A 17,239-nucleotide genomic window follows, 5' to 3' on the forward strand; every position below is an offset into this window, starting at 1 on the left:
CGAGGGGAGGGACGTACGGAGGTGGGCCGGGCCGCTGCTGCGCGGGCCGGCCGGGACCGGCCCCCAACGCCGCGCGGACAGGCCCGTGCGGCGTTCGGGGAGCGGGGATGCGGGGACGGGGCCCCGGGTGGTCGGGAGAGGCGGGCTCTCCCTACGAGCGACCGTTTCCGCCCGCACCCGGCACGGGGAAGGCCCCCGTGGCGCGGCGGGTGATCTCGCCGTAGATCTCGGGGTCAGTCGTGCACTGCCCGAGCCGTACGGGCTTGCGGCTGCCGTGGTAGTCGCTGGAGCCCGTGGTCAGCAGCCCCAGGTCGGCCGCGAGCGCGCGCAGCCGCGCGCGGGTGGGAGCGTCGTGGTCGGTGTGGTCGACCTCGATGCCGTCGAGTCCGGCGGCGGCCAGTTCGGCTATCGCGGACTCGGGCACGACCTGGCCGCGCTTGTGGGCGAGCGGGTGGGCGAAGACGGTGACGCCGCCTGCTGCCTTGACGAGCCGGATCGCGTCGAACGGGTCGAGCTCGTGCTTGCCGACGTAGGCGCGGCCGCCGTCGGCGAGCCAGTCGGGCACGAAGGCGTCGGAGACGGAGTCGACGACGCCAAGTTCGACGAGCGCCTCGGCGACATGGGGGCGACCGACGGAGCCGTCGCCCGCGATGCGCGCGACCTGCTCCCAGGTGACGGGCACGCCGAGTTCCTGGAGCTTGGCGACCATGCCCCGGGCGCGCGGCACCCGGTCGTCCCGCACCAGCTCGCGCTCGCGCAGGAGCTCGGGCTCCTCGGGGTCGAAGAGGTAGGCCAGCATGTGCAGGCCGATGCCGTCGATGCGGCAGGAGAGTTCGGCGCCGGTGACCAGGGTGAGCCCGGCGGGCAGCGCGGCGACGGCCTCGGCGTACCCGCGGGTGCTGTCGTGGTCGGTCAGCGCGACGACGTCGAGCCCGGCGGCCGCCGCGTTGCGGACCAGCTCGGCCGGGGTGTCCGTACCGTCCGAGGCCGTGGAGTGGGTGTGCAGATCGATGCGCACGACGCGTACTCCAGGGCATAAGGGGCGGATCAGGGGACAGTCAAGGATAACCGCCAGGACGCTCTTCCCCGTCCGTCCCCGATCAGGGGCGCGGTCAGGACAGGATGCGCGGAGTGAGGGCGCCGCAGGGCACCAGTTCCACCTCGGCACCCGCGTCGCGCAGATCGGTCAGGACGAGCTCGTCGTACATGAGCAGTCCGGACTGCTCCGGCCACACGATCGCCCACAGCCACAGTCCGCGCGCCTCGCCCGCGAAGACCGCGCGGTCGTCCGGGGTCCGGGTGACGTGCCACAGCGGGGTGGGCCGGCCGGCCGCGAGGACCTTGGTGTGCGGAGGTTTGTCGACGCTCATGAACGGGCCGGGGTCGGGGCCGTCGATGCCCGCGTACCGCGCGCCGAGCCCCACGCCCAGCTCCTCCGCGACCAGGATCAGCTCCCCGATGCCGCCGAGCGGGCCGGGGCCGGAGCAGGCCACCGCGGTGGCGCGGCCGCCGCTGCGGTCGTCACCCGCGTACCCCACGCCCGTGAACAGCCAGCCGACCGGCAGCGGCCAGGGCATCCACACCGGCACCTGGGCCCGGCGTACGACGACCTCCAGCGCTTCGACACTGGGCGGAACCACCGGCTGCAGCGGATACACGGGGCCGTGCACGTCGCACTGCCAGGTGTCGGCAAAGAGACCGGGCGCCCTGACCCGGCCTCCGCACTTCGGGCAACTGGGTTCGCCCCTCATAGAGCCCCACGGTCCTCCCCGGTCGTCGCCCCGTCAAGGACGATCACCCGTCCGGAGTGCGCCCCGGCCTGTCGTCGACGGCCGCGACGCCCTGCCGCACGGGCCCGACGGGCCGGCGGCACCCTGTCCGGAAAAGTAGTTTCATCTTGCAGTCATTAGCTTGGCTAAGTTATTGTGTGTATCACGCAACGATCTGGTGCCACAGTCATCCACCGGGAAACGGGAGCAGCCATGCGGCAAGGAAAGGACCCTCTCGACGACGGCGCAGGAGCCGGCGGCCTGCTGCGCCAGCCCAAGGCGGTCTGGGCGACCGCGGGCGCGTCCGTCGTCGCCTTCATGGGCATCGGGCTGGTCGACCCGATCCTGCCCGTCCATCGCCAAGGGCCTGGACGCCACGCCCAGCCAGGTGTCCCTGCTCTTCACCTCGTACTTCCTGATCACCGCCGTCGCGATGCTCGTCACCGGCTTCGTCTCCAGCCGGATCGGCGGCAAGAAGACACTGCTCGCGGGCCTCGCCCTGGTGGTCGTCTTCGCGGCGCTCGCCGGGACCTCGAACTCGGTCGGCGAACTCGTCGGCTTCCGGGCGGGCTGGGGGCTCGGCAACGCGCTGTTCGTCTCCACCGCGCTCGCCGTCATCGTGGGCGCGGCGGCCGGCGGCAGCGCCGCGGCGATCCTGCTGTACGAGTCCGCGCTCGGCCTCGGCATGGCGTGCGGCCCGCTGCTCGGCGCGGTCCTCGGCGACATGAAGTGGCGCTACCCCTTCTTCGGCACCGCCGCCCTCATGGCGATCGGCTTCGTCGCGATCACGGCGTTCCTCAAGGAGCAGCCCAGGCCCGCCCGCCGGACCTCGCTGCTCGACCCGATCAGGGCGCTGGGTCACGGCGGCCTCGCCTCGGCGGCGGCGTCCGCCTTCTTCTACAACTACGCCTTCTTCACGGTGCTGGCCTTCACCCCGTTCGTGCTGAACATGTCGCCGTACAGGTCGGGCGGCGTCTTCTTCGCCTGGGGCGTGCTGCTCGCCGTGTTCTCGGTGCTCGTCGCGCCCCGGCTCCAGGAGCGGTTCGGCTCGCTGAAGGTGCTCGGCGGATCGCTGGTGCTGCTCGCCGCCGACCTGCTCGTGCTGGGCTACGGCGGCCACACCACGGCGGTCGCCGCGACCATCGCGTCCGGCGCGTTCATCGGCCTCAACAACACCGTGTACACCGAGCTGGCCCTCGGCGTATCGGACGCGCCCCGGCCGGTGGCGAGCGCGGGCTACAACTTCGTGCGCTGGTTCGCGGCGGCCGCGGCCCCCTACTTCGCGCCGAAGATCGAGGAGTGGAGCGACATCCATGTCCCGTTCGTGGTCGCGGCCGTGGCCGCCGTGCTCGGCGCGGCGATCGTGTGGGTCCGCCGCGCCTCGCTCGTCCACGAGGCGGTGGAGCTCCAGCCCGCGCACGCCACCGAGGACGGGGTGTCGGCCTTCGCCGACTAGGCCCTGCCCCTCAACTCCCTTGAACGCGCACCCGGTTCGGCTCCAGCCGGCACCGGGGGCGCCCGGGTCGTTCTAGTCGAGCGCCACGGACCTGCGCAGCGGGTCGCGCAGGTCGGTGCCGCTCGACAGCCAGCGCTCGTGCAGCGCCTCGGCGCCGCGGACCCGCTTCCAGGCGGCCTCGTTGGTGGTCATCGGAAGCAGCGGCAAAAAACGCACCGGGTCCATCGGGGCGTCGAGCTCCAGGTCCTCGACCAGGCCGCCCGGCTCGGCGACCAGGACCGAGGTGAACGGGGCGCCGGGCCACAGCGGTTCGCCGGTGTCGAGCGAGGCCCCGGGGGCCACCACCAGACCCTCCACCTGCGGGGAGGCGGCCAGCACGGCGAGCGGGCGCAGCACCTTGTCGGTGTCGGCGAGCCCGGCGCGCACGGAAAGGACCAGCTCGGCCCGCGGCCCCTTCACCGGGTCGGCGAGCGCGGAGGTGGGGTCGGCCATGGGCTGGGCGGACATCCCGAGGGTCGCGTAGCGGACGATGTCGCCCTCGGAGAACCGCAGCACCTCGATGCGGTCGGTACCGAGGAAGGTGACCGCGGCGCGCGCGTCCGGCTCGCCCAGGGCGGTGTGCAGACGGGCCTCGACGAGAGCAAGAACATCAACCATGGGGCGAGCATAGAAGGCGTATGCAAGCGGCAAAGCCGGGGCTTGACGCAAGAGTGGGCTGATAGTCTTGGCCGCTGTTCGGGACAGCAGGTAGTTCCCCACGGGGGACCGGCTGGAGGAGGTGGGGCTGCGATGGATCGAAGTCGGCCTGGCAGTACCAACCGCTCTTCCGCGCGCCTGCGTTGTTCCCGGTGATCTGAGACCCTCCTTACCCGGCCCCCGGGTCAGGAAACACCCGCGTCTCATGGCGTCTCGCCCAACGGAAGAGCACATCACCTCGTCTGTCCGTTTCAGTAGCGAACGCCGTCTCCGCGTGCCCCTGTGGTGCCGCCCGCTGTGCGAACGTGTGTGGTCGATGCCGTTCGGGGCCGATTCGCCCCCTTGGCCCCTTTCGTCACAGCACGTCCCTCTCCGGGCAGTTCCAGAGCGTCACGCCCCGACGGCCCCTCCGTGAAGGAGTCCTGCCATGTCGATGATCCGTGACCTGCGTGCCGTGGTCCGTCCCGCGCTGCGCAAGACCAGCGCCCCCTACAACGGCTACGACACCACCCGCGATCCCTCGGCCAGCAGCGCCGTCGTCGACTGCGCGGTCTACCGCGACGGGCGGCGCGCAGGGTCCGGCGAGGGCACCGGCTGCCTGACGCCCCGTGAGGCCATGCGGCGGGCGCGCGAGGACGGGGGCTTCGTGTGGATCGGCCTGCACGAGCCGACCGAGGCCGAATTCGCCGGTATCGCGGCCGAGTTCGGGCTGCACCCGCTCGCCGTGGAGGACGCCGTCCACGCCCACCAGCGGCCGAAGCTGGAGCGCTACGACGACACCCTGTTCACCGTCTTCAAGACCATCCACTACGTCGAGCACGCCGAGCTCACCGCGACCAGCGAGGTCGTGGAGACCGGCGAGGTGATGTGCTTCACCGGGCGGGACTTCGTCATCACCGTCCGGCACGGCGGCCAGGGCTCGCTGCGCGCGCTGCGCAAGCGCCTCCAGGACGACCCGGAGCTCCTGGCCAAGGGGCCCTCCGCCGTCCTGCACGCCATCGCCGACCAGGTCGTCGACGGCTACCTCGCGGTCGTGGACGCGGTGCAGGACGACATCGACGAGGTCGAGATCGAGGTGTTCTCGGCGCCGGCCAAGGGCAGCCCGCGCGGTGTGGACGCGGGCCGGATCTACCAACTCAAGCGCGAGGTGCTGGAGTTCAAGCGCGCGGTCTCGCCGCTCCTGCGTCCCATGCAGCTGCTCAGCGAGCGACCGATGCGGCTGGTGGACCCCGACATCCAGACGTACTTCCGCGACGTCGCCGACCACCTCGCCCGGGTGCAGGAGCAGGTCGTCGGCTTCGACGAGCTGCTCAACTCCATCCTCCAGGCCAACCTCGCCCAGGCCTCCGTCGCCCAGAACGAAGACATGCGCAAGATCACGTCCTGGGCGGCGATCATCGCCGTACCGACGATGGTGTGCGGTGTGTACGGCATGAACTTCGACAACATGCCCGAGCTGCACTGGAAGTACGGCTACCCGATCTCGATGGGCATGGTGGCCGTGGTCTGCCTCGGCATCCACCGCATCCTGAAGCGCAACGGCTGGCTCTGAGGTTCAGCCGGCCCGGTTCGCCCGCACGACGAGGGCGAGCCCGGCCAGGATCACGACCAGCGCCGGGTAGGCGAGGACCGGGGGCTGCTGGCCGAGCCAGAGCGCGGCGATGAGGGCGGCGCCGGGCGTTTCGAGCAGGATCGCCGTGGCGGTGACGGACGGGCCGAGGCTCGCCACCACCCGGTTGAACAGCGAGTGGCCGAGCAGCTGGGCGGCGAGCGTGAGCACCGCCAGCTTCAGCCAGGTCACCCCGTCGTACGCGGTGAGTTCGGCCCCGCTGACGAGCGCCGCCACCAGGAGCCCGGCGGCGGCCGTCGCGTAGCAGAGGTAGGTGTACGGGACGGTGGCGACGCTCTTGCGGACCTCGGCGCCGAGCAGCACGTACCCGGCGGCCGCGATGCCCCCGCCGAGCGCGAGCGCGTCGCCCGCAAGCGCGCGCGGCGACAGGGTGAGGTCGACGCCGGTGAGCAGGACGACGCCGGTGCAGGCGGCCAGGGTGCCCGCCCACACCAGGCCCGGCGGACGGTGGCCGCGCAGGCGCAGCGCGATCGTCGTCCATATCGGGGTGGTGGTGCACAGCGCCGTCGACGAGGCGACCGACGTCATGCTCAGGCTCGGCAGCCACAGCCCGAAGTGCAGCGCGAGCAGACCGCCCGCGCCGAGGGTGAGCCCCACCTCGCGCCGGGTGAGCGCGCGCAGCCGGGCCCGGTGCCTGAACCAGGCCACCGGGGTCAGCGCGCCGACCGCGAGGGCGTTGCGCCAGAAGGCGATGGCCAGCGCGGGCGCGGCGGTGGCGGCGATCAGCGGCGCGGACAGCGAGACGCTGGCGAGGGCGACGACGAGCAGCGCGACATCGGCGCGGGGGACGGCGGCCACGGTGGGCGCGGGCGTGGTGGCAGTGGTCACGGCCGCAGCGTAAGGGGCATGCGCGAATTACGGAACTGACTATTGTTCGGGGCCTCTAGGGTGGTGGCATGACGCAGACGTTGCTCGACCAGGCCCTTGTCGAGGAGGCCACCAAGAAGTCCGGGCTCATCTGGGTGCGCGGCACCGGGGTGGCCGAGCGGGCCCTGTGGCACGTGTGGCTCGACGGCGCGGCCCATGTCGTGGGCGGCGGCCCGGGCGAGCAGCCGCTCGACGGGCTCGCGGACGGTGGCACCGCGCAGGTGACGGTCCGCTCCAAGGACAAGGGCGGCCGTCTGGTGGCGTGGACCGCCGCGATCTCCGAGATCCCGGCGGGCGGCGAGGCGTGGGACACCGCGATCGCCGAGCTGAAGGGCAAGCGCCTCAACGCCCCGGACGGCGAGGCGATGCCGGCCCGCTGGGCGCGCGAGTGCCGGCTGCTGCGCCTGACCCCGACCGGCCCGCTCGGCGCGGCCCCCGAAGGCTCCCTGGCCACGCCCCCGGTGGCGACCCCGGCCACGACCCGGCACCCGGTGCCCGCGGCCCTGCCCAGCCTGCTGTTCCGGCGCAAGCGGCGCTGAACCGCGGCGGCGCCCCGGGTCAGGTCTTGGGGAGCTGCTGGCCGTAGTCCACGGTGTCGCCCTTGGCCGGGGGCGCGAGCGGGAAGTCCTTGTTCCAGTCGGCCAGTTCGAGGACGCCCGCCCCGCCGGCCCGCTCGAAGCGCAAGGGGTAGGGCGTCCCCTGGAGGGCGACGTCGAGGGTGCCGCCCTCGCCGTCCTTGCCCGCCGCGATCCGTACCGTACGGACCTTGCCGACCTCGGCCCGGTCGCCCTTGGACAGCGCGCCCTGAAGCCCGAGCATCCCCTTGAGCAGGACCGCCTTCTCGGTGAACCCGCGCAGTTGCTGGTAGGCCGGATCCCCCGAGGGCACCTTGACGTACTTGTCGTCGAGCTTGCCCGCCGCCGAGGCCGCGCCGCCCGAGCCGCCGGAGCCGCTGTGCGACCAGAACCCCGCGTCGGCCTTGAGGAACAGGTCGTCCCCCACCCGCAGCAGCCCGAAGGTGCTCTTCTGCGAGGTGACCGTGCCCGTACCGCCGCTGCCCTTCAGCCTCATGTCGATCTTGTACGAGCCGCCCTTGCTGACCAGCGTCCCCGACAGGCGCACCGCGTCGGCGCCGTCGGCCGCCGTGCGCGCCTTGTTCTCGATCTCGGTCGCGGACAGCTTGCCGACGCCGTTGGTCCCCTCGTCCGGGTCCGAACCGCAGGCGGTGAGCGCCGCGGCGAGCCCCGCGCACAGCGCGACGGGCAGAGCGGCCCGACGGGCCCGTACCCGCACGGGCAGGAGGGATGAGATCACCGGCGCGCTGCCTCTCACACAGATGTAGGGGGTCGGCAGTCCGCACCCTACCCGCAGTGTCTAGGCTGCTCGGCAGAGCGCCGGACGGACGACCCGCAAGGGCGTACCCCCTCGCCGGCGGCTAGCCTGAAACCCTTGTCCCGCAGCGATGTCGGCGGTGCGGAGCAACCCGATCAGAAGGAGGCGCTCGTATGGCGGCAGGCGCCCCCCGGGTCTTCGTCTCACACCTCTCCGGCGTCGCCGTCTTCGACCCCAACGGCGACCAGGTCGGCCGGGTGCGGGACCTGGTGGCGATGCTGCGGGTCGGCCGCAGGCCTCCCCGGCTGCTCGGCATCGTCGTCGAGGTGGCCGGCCGCAGGCTGATCTTCCTGCCCATGACCCGGGTCACCGGGGTGGAGTCGGGCCAGGTCATCACGACCGGCGTCGTCAACCTGCGCCGCTTCGAGCAGCGCCCCACCGAGCGCCTCGTGCTCGGCGAGCTGCTCGACCGCCGGGTCACCCTCGTCGAGAACGGCGAGCAGGTGACCGTCCTGGACGTCGCCATCCAGCAGCTGCCGGCCCGCCGCGACTGGGAGATCGACAAGGTCTTCGTCCGCCGCGGCAAGTCGGGCGCGCTGCGCCGCAAGGGCGAGACGCTGACCGTCGAGTGGTCGGCCGTCACCGGGTTCTCCCTGGAGGAGCACGGCCAGGGCGCCGAGAACCTGGTCGCCACCTTCGAGCAGCTGCGCCCCGCCGACCTCGCCAACGTCATGCACCACCTGTCACCCAAACGGCGTGCCGAGGTGGCCGCGGCGCTGGACGACGACCGGCTGGCCGACGTCCTGGAAGAGCTGCCCGACGACGACCAGGTGGAGATCCTCGGCAAGCTGAAGGACGAGCGGGCCGCCGACGTCCTGGAGGCGATGGACCCGGACGACGCCGCCGACCTGCTCTCCGAGCTGCCCGAGGAGGACAAGGAGCGCCTGCTCACGCTGATGCAGCCGGACGACGCGGCCGACGTGCGCCGCCTCCTGTCCTACGAGGAGCGCACCGCGGGCGGCCTGATGACGACCGAGCCGATCGTGCTGCGCCCGGACGCCACGGTCGCCGACGCCCTGGCCCGGGTGCGCCAGCAGGACCTCTCCCCCGCGCTCGCCGCCCAGGTGTACGTGTGCCGGCCGCCGGACGAGACGCCGACCGGCAAGTACCTGGGCACGGTGCACTTCCAGCGGCTGCTGAGGGAGCCGCCGTTCGCGCTGGTCAGCTCGGTGGTGGACAGCGATCTGAAGCCGCTGCCGCCGAACGCCTCGCTGCCGTCGGTGACCAGCTTCCTCGCCGCGTACAACATGGTCGCCGCGCCCGTGGTGGACGAGAGCGGCTCGCTGCTCGGCGCCGTGACCGTCGACGACGTGCTCGACCACCTGCTGCCGGACGACTGGCGCGAGACGGAGTTCCACGGGCCGGAGGGGGTACCGGATGGGCGGCACTGACCGGGCGGAGGAGCGCACCCGCGCGAGCGGCGCGAGCGCGCTGCCGCGCGGCCGCACCCGGCTCGACCAGCCGCGCGCGCCGCGCGTGAAGCTGCTCCCGGAGTGGGACCCCGAGGCGTTCGGCCGGTTCAGCGAGCGGATCGCCCGCTTCCTCGGCACCGGGCGGTTCATCGTCTGGATGACCCTGATCATCATCCTGTGGGTCGCCTGGAACATCTTCGCGCCGAGCAATCTGCGCTTCGACAACTACCCGTTCATCTTCCTCACGCTCGCCCTGTCGCTCCAGGCCTCGTACGCGGCCCCGCTGATCCTGCTCGCGCAGAACCGGCAGGACGACCGCGACCGGGTCACCCACGAGCAGGACCGCAAGCAGAACGAGCGGTCCATCGCCGACACCGAGTACCTCACCCGTGAAATCGCGGCGCTCAGGATGGGCCTCGGCGAGGTGGCCACCCGCGACTGGATCCGCTCCGAACTCCAGGACCTGGTCAAGGAGATGGAGGAGCGCCGGAACCTATTCCCGCCGGAGCGCTCCTACGGACGTGACGAAGGCGACCGCTGACAGGGCTTTCCGTACGGTGCGGTAGGCGCCGTACCATCGACCGTATGGCTACGGAAGACGCGGTGCTTGAGGCACTGGCGACGGTGAACGACCCCGAGATCCACCGACCGATCACTGAACTCGGCATGGTCAAATCGGTCGAGATCGGCACGGACGGGGCGGTTGCCGTCACGGTGTACCTGACCGTCTCCGGCTGCCCGATGCGCGAGACCATCACCAAGAACGTGACGGACGCGGTCGAGCGGGTCGAGGGCGTCAGCCGCGTCGACGTGACGCTCGACGTGATGAGCGACGAGCAGCGCAAGGAGCTCGCGGCCTCGCTGCGCGGCGGCACCGCCGAGCGCGAGGTGCCTTTCGCCAAGCCCGGCTCGCTGACCCGCGTCTACGCGGTCGCCTCCGGCAAGGGCGGCGTGGGCAAGTCCTCGGTGACGGTGAACCTGGCCGCCGCGATGGCGGCGGACGGGCTGAAGGTCGGTGTCGTGGACGCCGACATCTACGGCCACTCCGTGCCCCGCATGCTGGGCGCCGACGGCAGGCCCACCCAGGTCGAGAACATGATCATGCCACCGTCCGCGAATGGCGTGAAGGTCATCTCCATCGGCATGTTCACGCCGGGCAACGCGCCCGTCGTGTGGCGCGGCCCGATGCTCCACCGCGCCCTCCAGCAGTTCCTCGCCGACGTGTACTGGGGCGACCTGGACGTGCTGCTGCTCGACCTTCCGCCGGGCACCGGTGACATCGCGATCTCCGTGGCGCAGCTGGTCCCCAACGCCGAGATCCTCGTCGTGACCACCCCGCAGCAGGCCGCGGCCGAGGTCGCCGAGCGCGCCGGGTCCATCGCCGTGCAGACCCACCAGAAGATCGTCGGCGTGGTCGAGAACATGGCCGGGCTGCCCTGCCCGCACTGCGACGAGATGGTCGACGTGTTCGGCACGGGCGGCGGCCAGAAGGTCGCCGACGGCCTGACGAAGACGACCGGCGCCACCGTGCCGGTGCTGGGCTCCATCCCGATCGACGTCCGCCTGCGCGAGGGCGGCGACGACGGCCGCCCGGTCGTCCTGTCCAACCCGGACTCCCCCGCCGGCGCGGCCCTGCGCGCCATCGCGGGCAAGCTGGGCGGCCGCGCCCGCGGCCTGTCGGGCATGTCGCTCGGGATCACCCCGCGCAACAAGTTCTAGCCCGCCCACGGCACGCGTAAGGGGCGCCTCGCTACTGCGGGCGCCCCTTACGCATGTGAGTGCATCGGCTTACGCAGCCGTCATGGGCGGCGCATACCGCGGTCGGCCGGGGCCGGGCACCGCGTACGGCCGCCCGTCCGTCCTCACGCGTACGAGGCGATGTCCTTGACCACCGAGAAGCCGAGCCCGTACGCGCTCAGGCCGCGCCCGTACGCTCCCAGGTGCACGCCGCCCTGCGCGGAGCCGGCCAGGATCCAGCCGAACTCGGACTCGCGGTAGTGGAAGTCGGTCGGCACGCCGTCGACGGGGAGCGAGAGGGTCGACCAGTCGGAGCCGTCCAGGTCGTCGGCGAGCTCCCAGGCCGTCTCGGTCTGCTGGTCCAGCCACTCGCCGCGCCGCACGTGGTCCATCTGCGCGGGCCAGGTGAAGGCCAGCAGCCCCGAGCCCGCGAGCCAGGCCGCCGAGGAGACCGAGGTGGCCTCCAGGACACCCGTGCCGTCGCCGCTGCGGCGCACCGGGTTCGCCGGGATGCTCACGACCACCGCGAACCGGTCCCGGTCGGCCCCGGATTTCGCCGCCGCCTCGGGCCGTATCGACGGCTCGTCGCCGTGGCCGATCGAGCCGTGCTGGACGGTGCCGTCGGCGGCCTGCGCCACCTGCATCAGCCAGCGCGGCCCGGTGAACGCCTCGTCGAGGCCGTACCAGGGGAAGGGCGCGCGCAGAAAGCCGTCGACCGTACGCCGGGCCGCCGGCACTCCCTCCGGTGTGGACTGGGTGCCCTCGGGCGCCCCTTGAGGGGACTGCCCCGCTACCCGGCTTGTCGTCTCCATCTGCCCGGCCGCCTCCTAGATCAGTAGCGTCCGGAGCGGCCCGCCCCCCTCGGGCGTCCTGGCTGCCGGACAGATGGAGGATAGCCACCTCGGCGCGGCTCGCCGGAAAAGCGCATGTGGGATTGGCGTGTATCAGGTGGCGTCGGCGTCGAACGGGGGGCGCTCGCCCGGCGCCAGCTGCTCGCGCTTCTTGAGCAGGTCGGGGGTGGCCCCCGAGCCGTTCGCCGAGCCGTTGGCGGCGGTGGTGGCGGCCGATTCGCGGCCGTGCACGGCGTCCGCGACCTCTTCCATGTCCTTGCGGAGGTCGAAGCTGTTGCGGATCTCCTTGAGCCCCAGGTCGTCGTTGTCCATGAGCTGCTTGCGGACGAACGTCTTGGGGTTGAGGTCCTCGAACTCGAAGTCCTTGAACTCGGGCCCGAGCTCCGCCCGGATGTCCTGCTTGGCGCTCTCGGAGAAGCTCCGCACCTTGCGGATCATGTTCGAGACGTCCTGGATCAGCTTGGGCAGCTTGTCCGGGCCGAAGATGAGCACAGCGAGGACCACGAGTGTGACCAGCTCCATGGGCCCGATGTCGTTGAACACCCGCTGCTCCTCGTGTTCTCAGTGCTCGCGATCTCGGCGCTTGTTTCCCAGCTCCGCGTCCAGTCATGGACCGCTCCACGGTACCCGGCCGAACTGTCGCGGCGGTACCCGCGGGGTGACCTTTGGGCATCGGTCCGGGGCCGCTGGGACCACCGGTCCCGCGCGGCCCCGGACCGGGCGGTCAGGACGCGGAGCCGAGCGTCAGCGTGAGGTCCTGCTGCTTGCCGTCCCGCTGCACGGTCAGCCTGAGCCGGTCGCCAGGGCGGTGGGCGCGGATCTTCACTATCAACTCCTCGCCGCTGTGCACCCGCTGGCCGTCCACCTTGGTGATCACGTCCTGCGGTTTGACGCCCGCCTTGGCGCCGGGGCCGTCGGGCGTGACGGACGGCTTGCCGTCGCTCGCCTTGTCGCCGACGCGGGCGCCGTCGCCGGTGAACTTCATGTCGAGCGTGACACCGATCACCGGGTGCGTGGCCTTGCCCGTGTTGATCAGCTCCTCGGCGACCCGCTTGGCCTGGTTGACCGGTATGGCGAAGCCCAGCCCGATCGAGCCGGCCTGGCCACCGCCGCCCTCCGCGCTGCCGCTCCCGGCCGACCTGATGGCGCTGTTGATCCCGATGACGCGGGCCTTGGAGTCGACGAGCGGGCCGCCGGAGTTGCCCGGGTTGATGGGGGCGTCGGTCTGGAGCGCGTCGACATAGCTGACGTCGCTGCCGTCACCGCTCTCGCCCCCGGCCGTGATCGGGCGTTCCTTGGCGCTGATGATGCCCGAGGTCACCGTGTTGGAGAGGTCGAAGGGCGCCCCGATGGCCACCACCGGGTCGCCGACCAGGACGTTGTCCGAGTTGCCGAGCGGCAGCGGCTTCATGCCCGAGACCCCGTCGACCTTGACGACGGCGAGGTCGTACCCGCTGTCCCGGCCGACCACCTGGGCGGGCGCGCTCTCGCCCCCGCTGAAGGTCACCGAGATCTTTCCCGAGCCCCCGGCGGGCTGGACGACATGGTTGTTGGTCAGGATGTGGCCGGCGTTGTCGAGGACGAAGCCGGTGCCGGTGCCGGACTCGGTGGCCCCGGTGACATGGATGGTGACCACGCTCGGCAACGCGCTCGCGGCGATCCCGGCGACGCTGTCCGGCGCCCGGCCCAGCGGCTCCTTGCCGGCCTGCGGCAGCCGTACGTCGGTGATGCCGCCGTTGCGCTCGACGTACGCGCCCACGCCACCGCCGATGCCCCCGGCGACCAGGGCGAGCAGCACCGCGCCGACCAGCAGCGCCCCGCGCCGCCGCTTCCTCGGCTCCGGCTGCCCGGGCCTGCTGAGCGGCTCACCGGGCGCGCTCCAGGGGTCGTACTGCAACCACTGGGAGGCGGGCGGCCCCGCGGGAGCGGGAGGCGCGCCGTACGAGGACTGCGGCGCGGGCCCCTGAGCGTCGGGGGCCTGCGCGGCGGGCCCCTGAGGTGCGGGGATCTGCGGGGCCGCGTAGGCGGGCTGCTGGGGCAGCGCGGTGCCGCCCGGCGGCGTCGGCACCGGACGCTGCACCGGAGGCGCGGGCGCCCAGGGCCCCGGCCCACCGTAGGGAGGCGTGCCGTAGGGATCGGGGGCGTGCAGGGGCCCCGGCCGGGGCGCGGCGGCCTCGGCGACCGGGGCGGCGCCGGGCTCCGGGCGTATGTCCTCCACCTCGGTGACAGGACCCGCGTCCTGGTTGGAAGGGGCCGCCTCCACGGGCGCGGGGTGCGCGTCGGCCGCCGCGCTCGGCTGCGGCGGAACGGGCGGCGCGGGGTGCGCGTCGGCTACCGGCCCGGCGTCCTGGTCCGGAAGGGCCGCCTCCACAGGCACGTGGGGCGCGTCGGCGCCCGCGCCCGGCTGCGGCGGAACGGGCGGCGCGGGGTGCGCGTCGGCCGCCGCGCTCGGCTTTGCCTGCTCGGCGGATGGGGTCGGCGGGGCCAAGTCGTAGGCGTCGTCCGGGAGTTCGGCGGGCGGGGCCGTCGGCGCGGGGCCGGTGTCGCTGGGGCGGACTGCCTGCGGACGGCTCCACCACTTGGGCTTCGGCCCGGTGGGCTTCTGCTCGTTCATGCTCTCCCCGCAACTGGCTGCCCTGCGTGCTCCCATGAGCACCCCTCCCCCGGATTCAACCAGGTCGCCGGAGGCGACGGCAGGGCACGGTCAGCGTCGGGCGGTCAGCGGGAGCCCGGACGCCACCGGAGCCGCCGACCGCGCCGGCGCCTTCGGGATCGCGGAGGGGGCGACGGCGAGCACCGCGGCCGTGAGGTCCGTCGTGGTCAGCGGGAGCGTCGCCACGGCCGGCCGTATCAACGGGGGCAGGGACGAGCCGTTCAGCCGGGCGGCCGGGAAGGCGCCACCCAGCGGCTGGACGGGCCGGTTCTGCGGCTGGACGGGCCCGTTCTGCGCGGGCATCCCGTTGAGGCCGCGCGGGCCGGGCGTGACCGGGGCCGTGGGCTGGGCGGCCATGGCCGAGAGGAACCCGGCCGCGGCGCCACCGCGCCGCCGGTCCTCGGCCGAACCGCCGCTCGGCGCCGCACTGCTGGAGCGCAGCGGCACCACGTTGCTGCCCCCGCTCGCGGCCCGGGCGCCGGACGTCGAGCTCAGCGGCAGGGTGCCGCCCAGCGCGATCGCGGCCAGGGACACGGCGCTCGCGGCGGCGAAGGCGAATCTGCGGCCCCGCCATCCCGGGCCCGGCCGGTCCTGCTCGGATCTGTCCACCTCGTGGATGCGGAAGCCGCCGCTCAGCCCGTCGGGCAGCGCCGCGGCGTGGGAACCGACCGGGAGGTAGCCGAAGCCGCCCGAGCGGGGAACGCGCGGGTCCCGGGGGCCGCCCGCACTGGGGGTCAGCACCCCGAATCCTTCGAAGAACCCGTCGGCCTGGCGCCCCCCGCCGAACGGTCCCCCGGAGCCGTCGTCGTCACCCCCGGTGCCGGCGGGCAGCCCCTGGAGCCGGGCCAGAAAGCCCTCCGAGGGCGGCGGCGGGGCCGCCTGGGCGAAGACGTTCTTCAGGTTGCGCTGGGCGTCGGCCTCCGCCTTGCACTTGGCGCAGGTCGCCAGATGGGACAGGACACGCTCGCGGGCGTCGTGGTTCAGCTCGCCGTCGACCAGGGCGGCGAGCCGGTCCCCGAGGTGCTGTTCCGCCGGGGTGGGACTCGAACCACTCACGCCATCCCCTCTCCGGCCACCCCGAGAGCTCCCGGCGCCACCCCCGCGAGGGCGCGCTGCTGCTCGGCGCGGGCCTCGGGCGAACGGTGCTGGAGGGCCTTGCGCAGATGCGAACGGCCGCGGTGGATCCGGCTGCGGACGGTGCCGAGCTTCACTCCGAGGGTGGCCGCGATCTCCTCGTAGGAGAGGCCCTCGATGTCGCAGAGGACCACGGCGGCGCGGAACTCGGGCGCCAGCGTGTCGAGCGCCTGCTGCACATCGGCGTCGAAGTGGGCGTCGTTGAAGACCTGTTGGGGGTTGGGCTCGCGGCTGGGCAGCCGCTCCGCCGCGTCGTCACCGAGCGCGTCGAAGCGGATGCGCTGGCGGCGGCGGACCATGTCCAGGAAGAGGTTGGTGGTGATGCGGTGCAACCAGCCCTCGAAGGTGCCCGGCGTGTACGTCGACAGAGAGCGGAAGACGCGGACGAAGACCTCCTGGGTGAGGTCCTCGGCGTCGTGCTGGTTTCCCGTCAGGCGGTAGGCGAGGCGGTAGACCCGGCCGCTGTGCGTGCTGACGATCTCCTCCCACGAAGGGGGAGTCCACGCCTGGGAATCCGCGTCGGCGAAGGTCGCGGTGGTAGCGGAGCTGGTAGCGCGGGAACGGTCAGCAATGTTGGTCACGGATTTCGGCTCACCCGCCGACCTGAGAAAGCGCCGCAGCACTCCTCCCCGATCCACAGGCGCAGCCGCACCTCCCCTGTCGGCTCTGGTGGTGTCCAGTGGAGCCCCTACCATAGCCACCTCGCCCGTTAGCTCCGGATAAGAATCTTTACGTGCATTTGGGCCCGGCTTCCGGCCCTCTTCCCCGAACTCGCCCATGTGCTCCCCCGCTGTCCCCTGCCCTCCTTAACGCGCGGTCCCATCTGCGGGTTCCCGACTCCAGCGGATACAGTCACCGTTGCGCCAACCAAGGGGACAGGAGAGGGCCATTACCGCCAACCGGCAGACGAGCTGGGCGTTCGCCGACGCCTTTGTCGCCGAGGACGACGCGCTGCGCTGGGCCCGCGACCGGGCCCGGGAGGCAGGCCTGCGTTCGGTGTCCCCGGGGACAGGCGCCGCACTGCGGCTGCTCGCTGCCACGGCGGACGCGAAGGCGGTCGCGGAGATCGGCACCGGAACCGGCGTCTCCGGCATCTACCTGCTGCAAGGGCTGCGCCCGGACGGCGTGTTGACTACCGTCGACCCGGAGCCCGACCGCCAGCAGTTCGCCAAGCAGGCGTTCCGCGCCGCGGGTTTCGCGGCCAACCGGGCGCGGTTCATCCCCGGCCCCGCCCTGGACGTCCTGCCCCGGCTCGCGGACGGCGGGTACGACCTGGTCTTCTGCGACGGCGACCGCATGGAGTCCCTCGACGTGCTCGCTGAATCGTTGCGCCTGCTGCGACCCGGCGGAATCGTCTGCTTCGAGGGTGTCTTCGCGGACGGCCGGACGGTCGACTCGGGGGTCCAGCCCGCCGAGGTGCTGCGGCTGCGCGAACTGCTGCGCGCGGTGCGCGAGAGCACCGAGCTCGTGGAGTCCCTGCTGCCGGTGGGCGACGGCCTGCTCTGCGCGGTACGCCGCGGCTGAGGGCCATCGTCCTCAAGATCGTCGCGTGAGCCGTCCGGCCGCCCTCAGGGGGTCGCGGCCGCGGGAGAGCCCGCGCACACGACACCGCCCCGGCACGGCATGCACACAGGTGCATACC

Annotated in this window: 16 protein-coding genes and 1 pseudogene; 7 read left to right on the forward strand and 10 right to left on the reverse strand. The window is 72.7% G+C overall.

Annotated features, from left to right (window positions below; all coding sequences use genetic code 11):
* Nucleotides 1–151 precede the first annotated feature (151 nt).
* The gene (locus tag DT019_RS23650) at nucleotides 152–1,018 is read right to left on the reverse strand and encodes a PHP domain-containing protein (protein ID WP_114038895.1); all 867 of its coding nucleotides are present in this window, start codon (nucleotides 1,016–1,018) and stop codon (nucleotides 152–154) included.
* A gap of 94 nt (nucleotides 1,019–1,112) precedes the next feature.
* Nucleotides 1,113–1,751: a DUF6758 family protein gene (locus DT019_RS23655; protein ID WP_114038896.1), complete on the reverse strand. Its 639-nt coding sequence runs from the start codon at nucleotides 1,749–1,751 to the stop codon at nucleotides 1,113–1,115.
* 231 nt (nucleotides 1,752–1,982) lie between these two features.
* On the opposite strand from DT019_RS23655, the pseudogene DT019_RS23660 reads away from it, so the two are divergent.
* Nucleotides 1,983–3,225: pseudogene (locus DT019_RS23660) on the forward strand (MFS transporter).
* Nucleotides 3,226–3,297: 72 nt separating this feature from the next.
* Here DT019_RS23660 and DT019_RS23665 read toward each other — a convergent pair.
* A complete protein-coding gene (locus tag DT019_RS23665) occupies nucleotides 3,298–3,882 on the reverse strand; it encodes a suppressor of fused domain protein (protein ID WP_114038897.1) in 585 nt (194 codons plus the stop codon).
* A gap of 466 nt (nucleotides 3,883–4,348) precedes the next feature.
* On the opposite strand from DT019_RS23665, the gene DT019_RS23670 reads away from it, so the two are divergent.
* The gene (locus tag DT019_RS23670; protein ID WP_114038898.1) at nucleotides 4,349–5,473 is read left to right on the forward strand and encodes a magnesium and cobalt transport protein CorA; all 1,125 of its coding nucleotides are present in this window, start codon (nucleotides 4,349–4,351) and stop codon (nucleotides 5,471–5,473) included.
* 3 nt (nucleotides 5,474–5,476) lie between these two features.
* Here the strand turns inward: DT019_RS23670 and DT019_RS23675 are convergent, their stop codons facing one another.
* Nucleotides 5,477–6,379, reverse strand: coding sequence for a DMT family transporter (locus tag DT019_RS23675; RefSeq protein ID WP_114038899.1), 903 nt, complete (start codon nucleotides 6,377–6,379; stop codon nucleotides 5,477–5,479).
* Between the two features lie 68 nt (nucleotides 6,380–6,447).
* Here DT019_RS23675 and DT019_RS23680 point away from each other — a divergent pair, with 68 nt between their 5' ends.
* Nucleotides 6,448–6,957 (forward strand): hypothetical protein, encoded by a 510-nt coding sequence (locus DT019_RS23680; RefSeq protein WP_114038900.1) that lies wholly within the window; start codon nucleotides 6,448–6,450, stop codon nucleotides 6,955–6,957.
* A 19-nt stretch (nucleotides 6,958–6,976) separates the two neighbouring features.
* On the opposite strand, the gene DT019_RS23685 is transcribed toward DT019_RS23680, so the two are convergent.
* Nucleotides 6,977–7,732 carry a hypothetical protein gene (locus tag DT019_RS23685; protein WP_388976683.1) on the reverse strand — a complete coding sequence of 252 codons (756 nt, stop codon included), beginning with the start codon at nucleotides 7,730–7,732 and terminating at the stop codon, nucleotides 6,977–6,979.
* A 191-nt stretch (nucleotides 7,733–7,923) separates the two neighbouring features.
* Here DT019_RS23685 and DT019_RS23690 point away from each other — a divergent pair, with 191 nt between their 5' ends.
* The 3 genes from DT019_RS23690 to DT019_RS23700 are packed head-to-tail and all read left to right on the forward strand — an operon-like array spanning nucleotide 7,924 to nucleotide 10,941.
* The gene (locus DT019_RS23690) at nucleotides 7,924–9,201 is read left to right on the forward strand and encodes a magnesium transporter MgtE N-terminal domain-containing protein (protein ID WP_114038901.1); all 1,278 of its coding nucleotides are present in this window, start codon (nucleotides 7,924–7,926) and stop codon (nucleotides 9,199–9,201) included.
* Complete coding sequence (locus DT019_RS23695) at nucleotides 9,188–9,763, forward strand: DUF1003 domain-containing protein (RefSeq protein ID WP_114038902.1); 576 nt, start codon at nucleotides 9,188–9,190, stop codon at nucleotides 9,761–9,763. The genes DT019_RS23690 and DT019_RS23695 overlap by 14 nt, the downstream gene beginning before the upstream one ends.
* Nucleotides 9,764–9,807: 44 nt before the next feature.
* Complete coding sequence (locus DT019_RS23700; RefSeq protein ID WP_114038903.1) at nucleotides 9,808–10,941, forward strand: Mrp/NBP35 family ATP-binding protein; 1,134 nt, start codon at nucleotides 9,808–9,810, stop codon at nucleotides 10,939–10,941.
* Between the two features lie 143 nt (nucleotides 10,942–11,084).
* Here the strand turns inward: DT019_RS23700 and DT019_RS23705 are convergent, their stop codons facing one another.
* From DT019_RS23705 to sigE, 5 genes are all read right to left on the reverse strand, one after another.
* Nucleotides 11,085–11,771 carry a hypothetical protein gene (locus DT019_RS23705; RefSeq protein WP_114038904.1) on the reverse strand — a complete coding sequence of 229 codons (687 nt, stop codon included), beginning with the start codon at nucleotides 11,769–11,771 and terminating at the stop codon, nucleotides 11,085–11,087.
* Nucleotides 11,772–11,903: 132 nt separating this feature from the next.
* The gene (locus DT019_RS23710) at nucleotides 11,904–12,353 is read right to left on the reverse strand and encodes a sec-independent translocase (protein ID WP_114038905.1); all 450 of its coding nucleotides are present in this window, start codon (nucleotides 12,351–12,353) and stop codon (nucleotides 11,904–11,906) included.
* Nucleotides 12,354–12,534: 181 nt separating this feature from the next.
* Nucleotides 12,535–14,424, reverse strand: coding sequence for a S1C family serine protease (locus tag DT019_RS23715; protein ID WP_114038906.1), 1,890 nt, complete (start codon nucleotides 14,422–14,424; stop codon nucleotides 12,535–12,537).
* A 90-nt stretch (nucleotides 14,425–14,514) separates the two neighbouring features.
* Complete coding sequence (locus DT019_RS23720; RefSeq protein ID WP_114038907.1) at nucleotides 14,515–15,519, reverse strand: anti-sigma factor family protein; 1,005 nt, start codon at nucleotides 15,517–15,519, stop codon at nucleotides 14,515–14,517.
* Nucleotides 15,516–16,292, reverse strand: coding sequence for an RNA polymerase sigma factor SigE (gene sigE, locus DT019_RS23725; RefSeq protein WP_189389867.1), 777 nt, complete (start codon nucleotides 16,290–16,292; stop codon nucleotides 15,516–15,518). Before sigE ends, DT019_RS23720 begins: the two co-directional genes overlap by 4 nt.
* A gap of 163 nt (nucleotides 16,293–16,455) precedes the next feature.
* Between sigE and DT019_RS23730 the strand changes: the two genes are divergently transcribed.
* Nucleotides 16,456–17,121 (forward strand): O-methyltransferase, encoded by a 666-nt coding sequence (locus DT019_RS23730; protein WP_114038909.1) that lies wholly within the window; start codon nucleotides 16,456–16,458, stop codon nucleotides 17,119–17,121.
* Nucleotides 17,122–17,239: the final 118 nt, after the last annotated feature.

It is taken from the genome of Streptomyces sp. SDr-06 (assembly GCF_003324565.1).
Taxonomy (GTDB): Bacteria; Actinomycetota; Actinomycetes; order Streptomycetales; family Streptomycetaceae; genus Streptomyces.

Bases quoted from the DNA above. Each gene is read 5' to 3' on its own strand.
- DT019_RS23700 (WP_114038903.1), top strand. From the start codon at position 9,808: ATGGCTACGGAAGACGCGGTGCTTGAGGCACTGGCGACGGTGAACGAC.
- DT019_RS23670 (WP_114038898.1), top strand. From the start codon at position 4,349: ATGTCGATGATCCGTGACCTGCGTGCCGTGGTCCGTCCCGCGCTGCGC.
- DT019_RS23715 (WP_114038906.1), bottom strand. From the start codon at position 14,424: ATGAACGAGCAGAAGCCCACCGGGCCGAAGCCCAAGTGGTGGAGCCGT.
- DT019_RS23695 (WP_114038902.1), top strand. From the start codon at position 9,188: ATGGGCGGCACTGACCGGGCGGAGGAGCGCACCCGCGCGAGCGGCGCG.
- DT019_RS23655 (WP_114038896.1), bottom strand. From the start codon at position 1,751: ATGAGGGGCGAACCCAGTTGCCCGAAGTGCGGAGGCCGGGTCAGGGCG.
- DT019_RS23665 (WP_114038897.1), bottom strand. From the start codon at position 3,882: ATGGTTGATGTTCTTGCTCTCGTCGAGGCCCGTCTGCACACCGCCCTG.
- DT019_RS23705 (WP_114038904.1), bottom strand. From the start codon at position 11,771: ATGGAGACGACAAGCCGGGTAGCGGGGCAGTCCCCTCAAGGGGCGCCC.
- DT019_RS23690 (WP_114038901.1), top strand. From the start codon at position 7,924: ATGGCGGCAGGCGCCCCCCGGGTCTTCGTCTCACACCTCTCCGGCGTC.
- DT019_RS23680 (WP_114038900.1), top strand. From the start codon at position 6,448: ATGACGCAGACGTTGCTCGACCAGGCCCTTGTCGAGGAGGCCACCAAG.
- sigE (WP_189389867.1), bottom strand. From the start codon at position 16,292: ATGGTAGGGGCTCCACTGGACACCACCAGAGCCGACAGGGGAGGTGCG.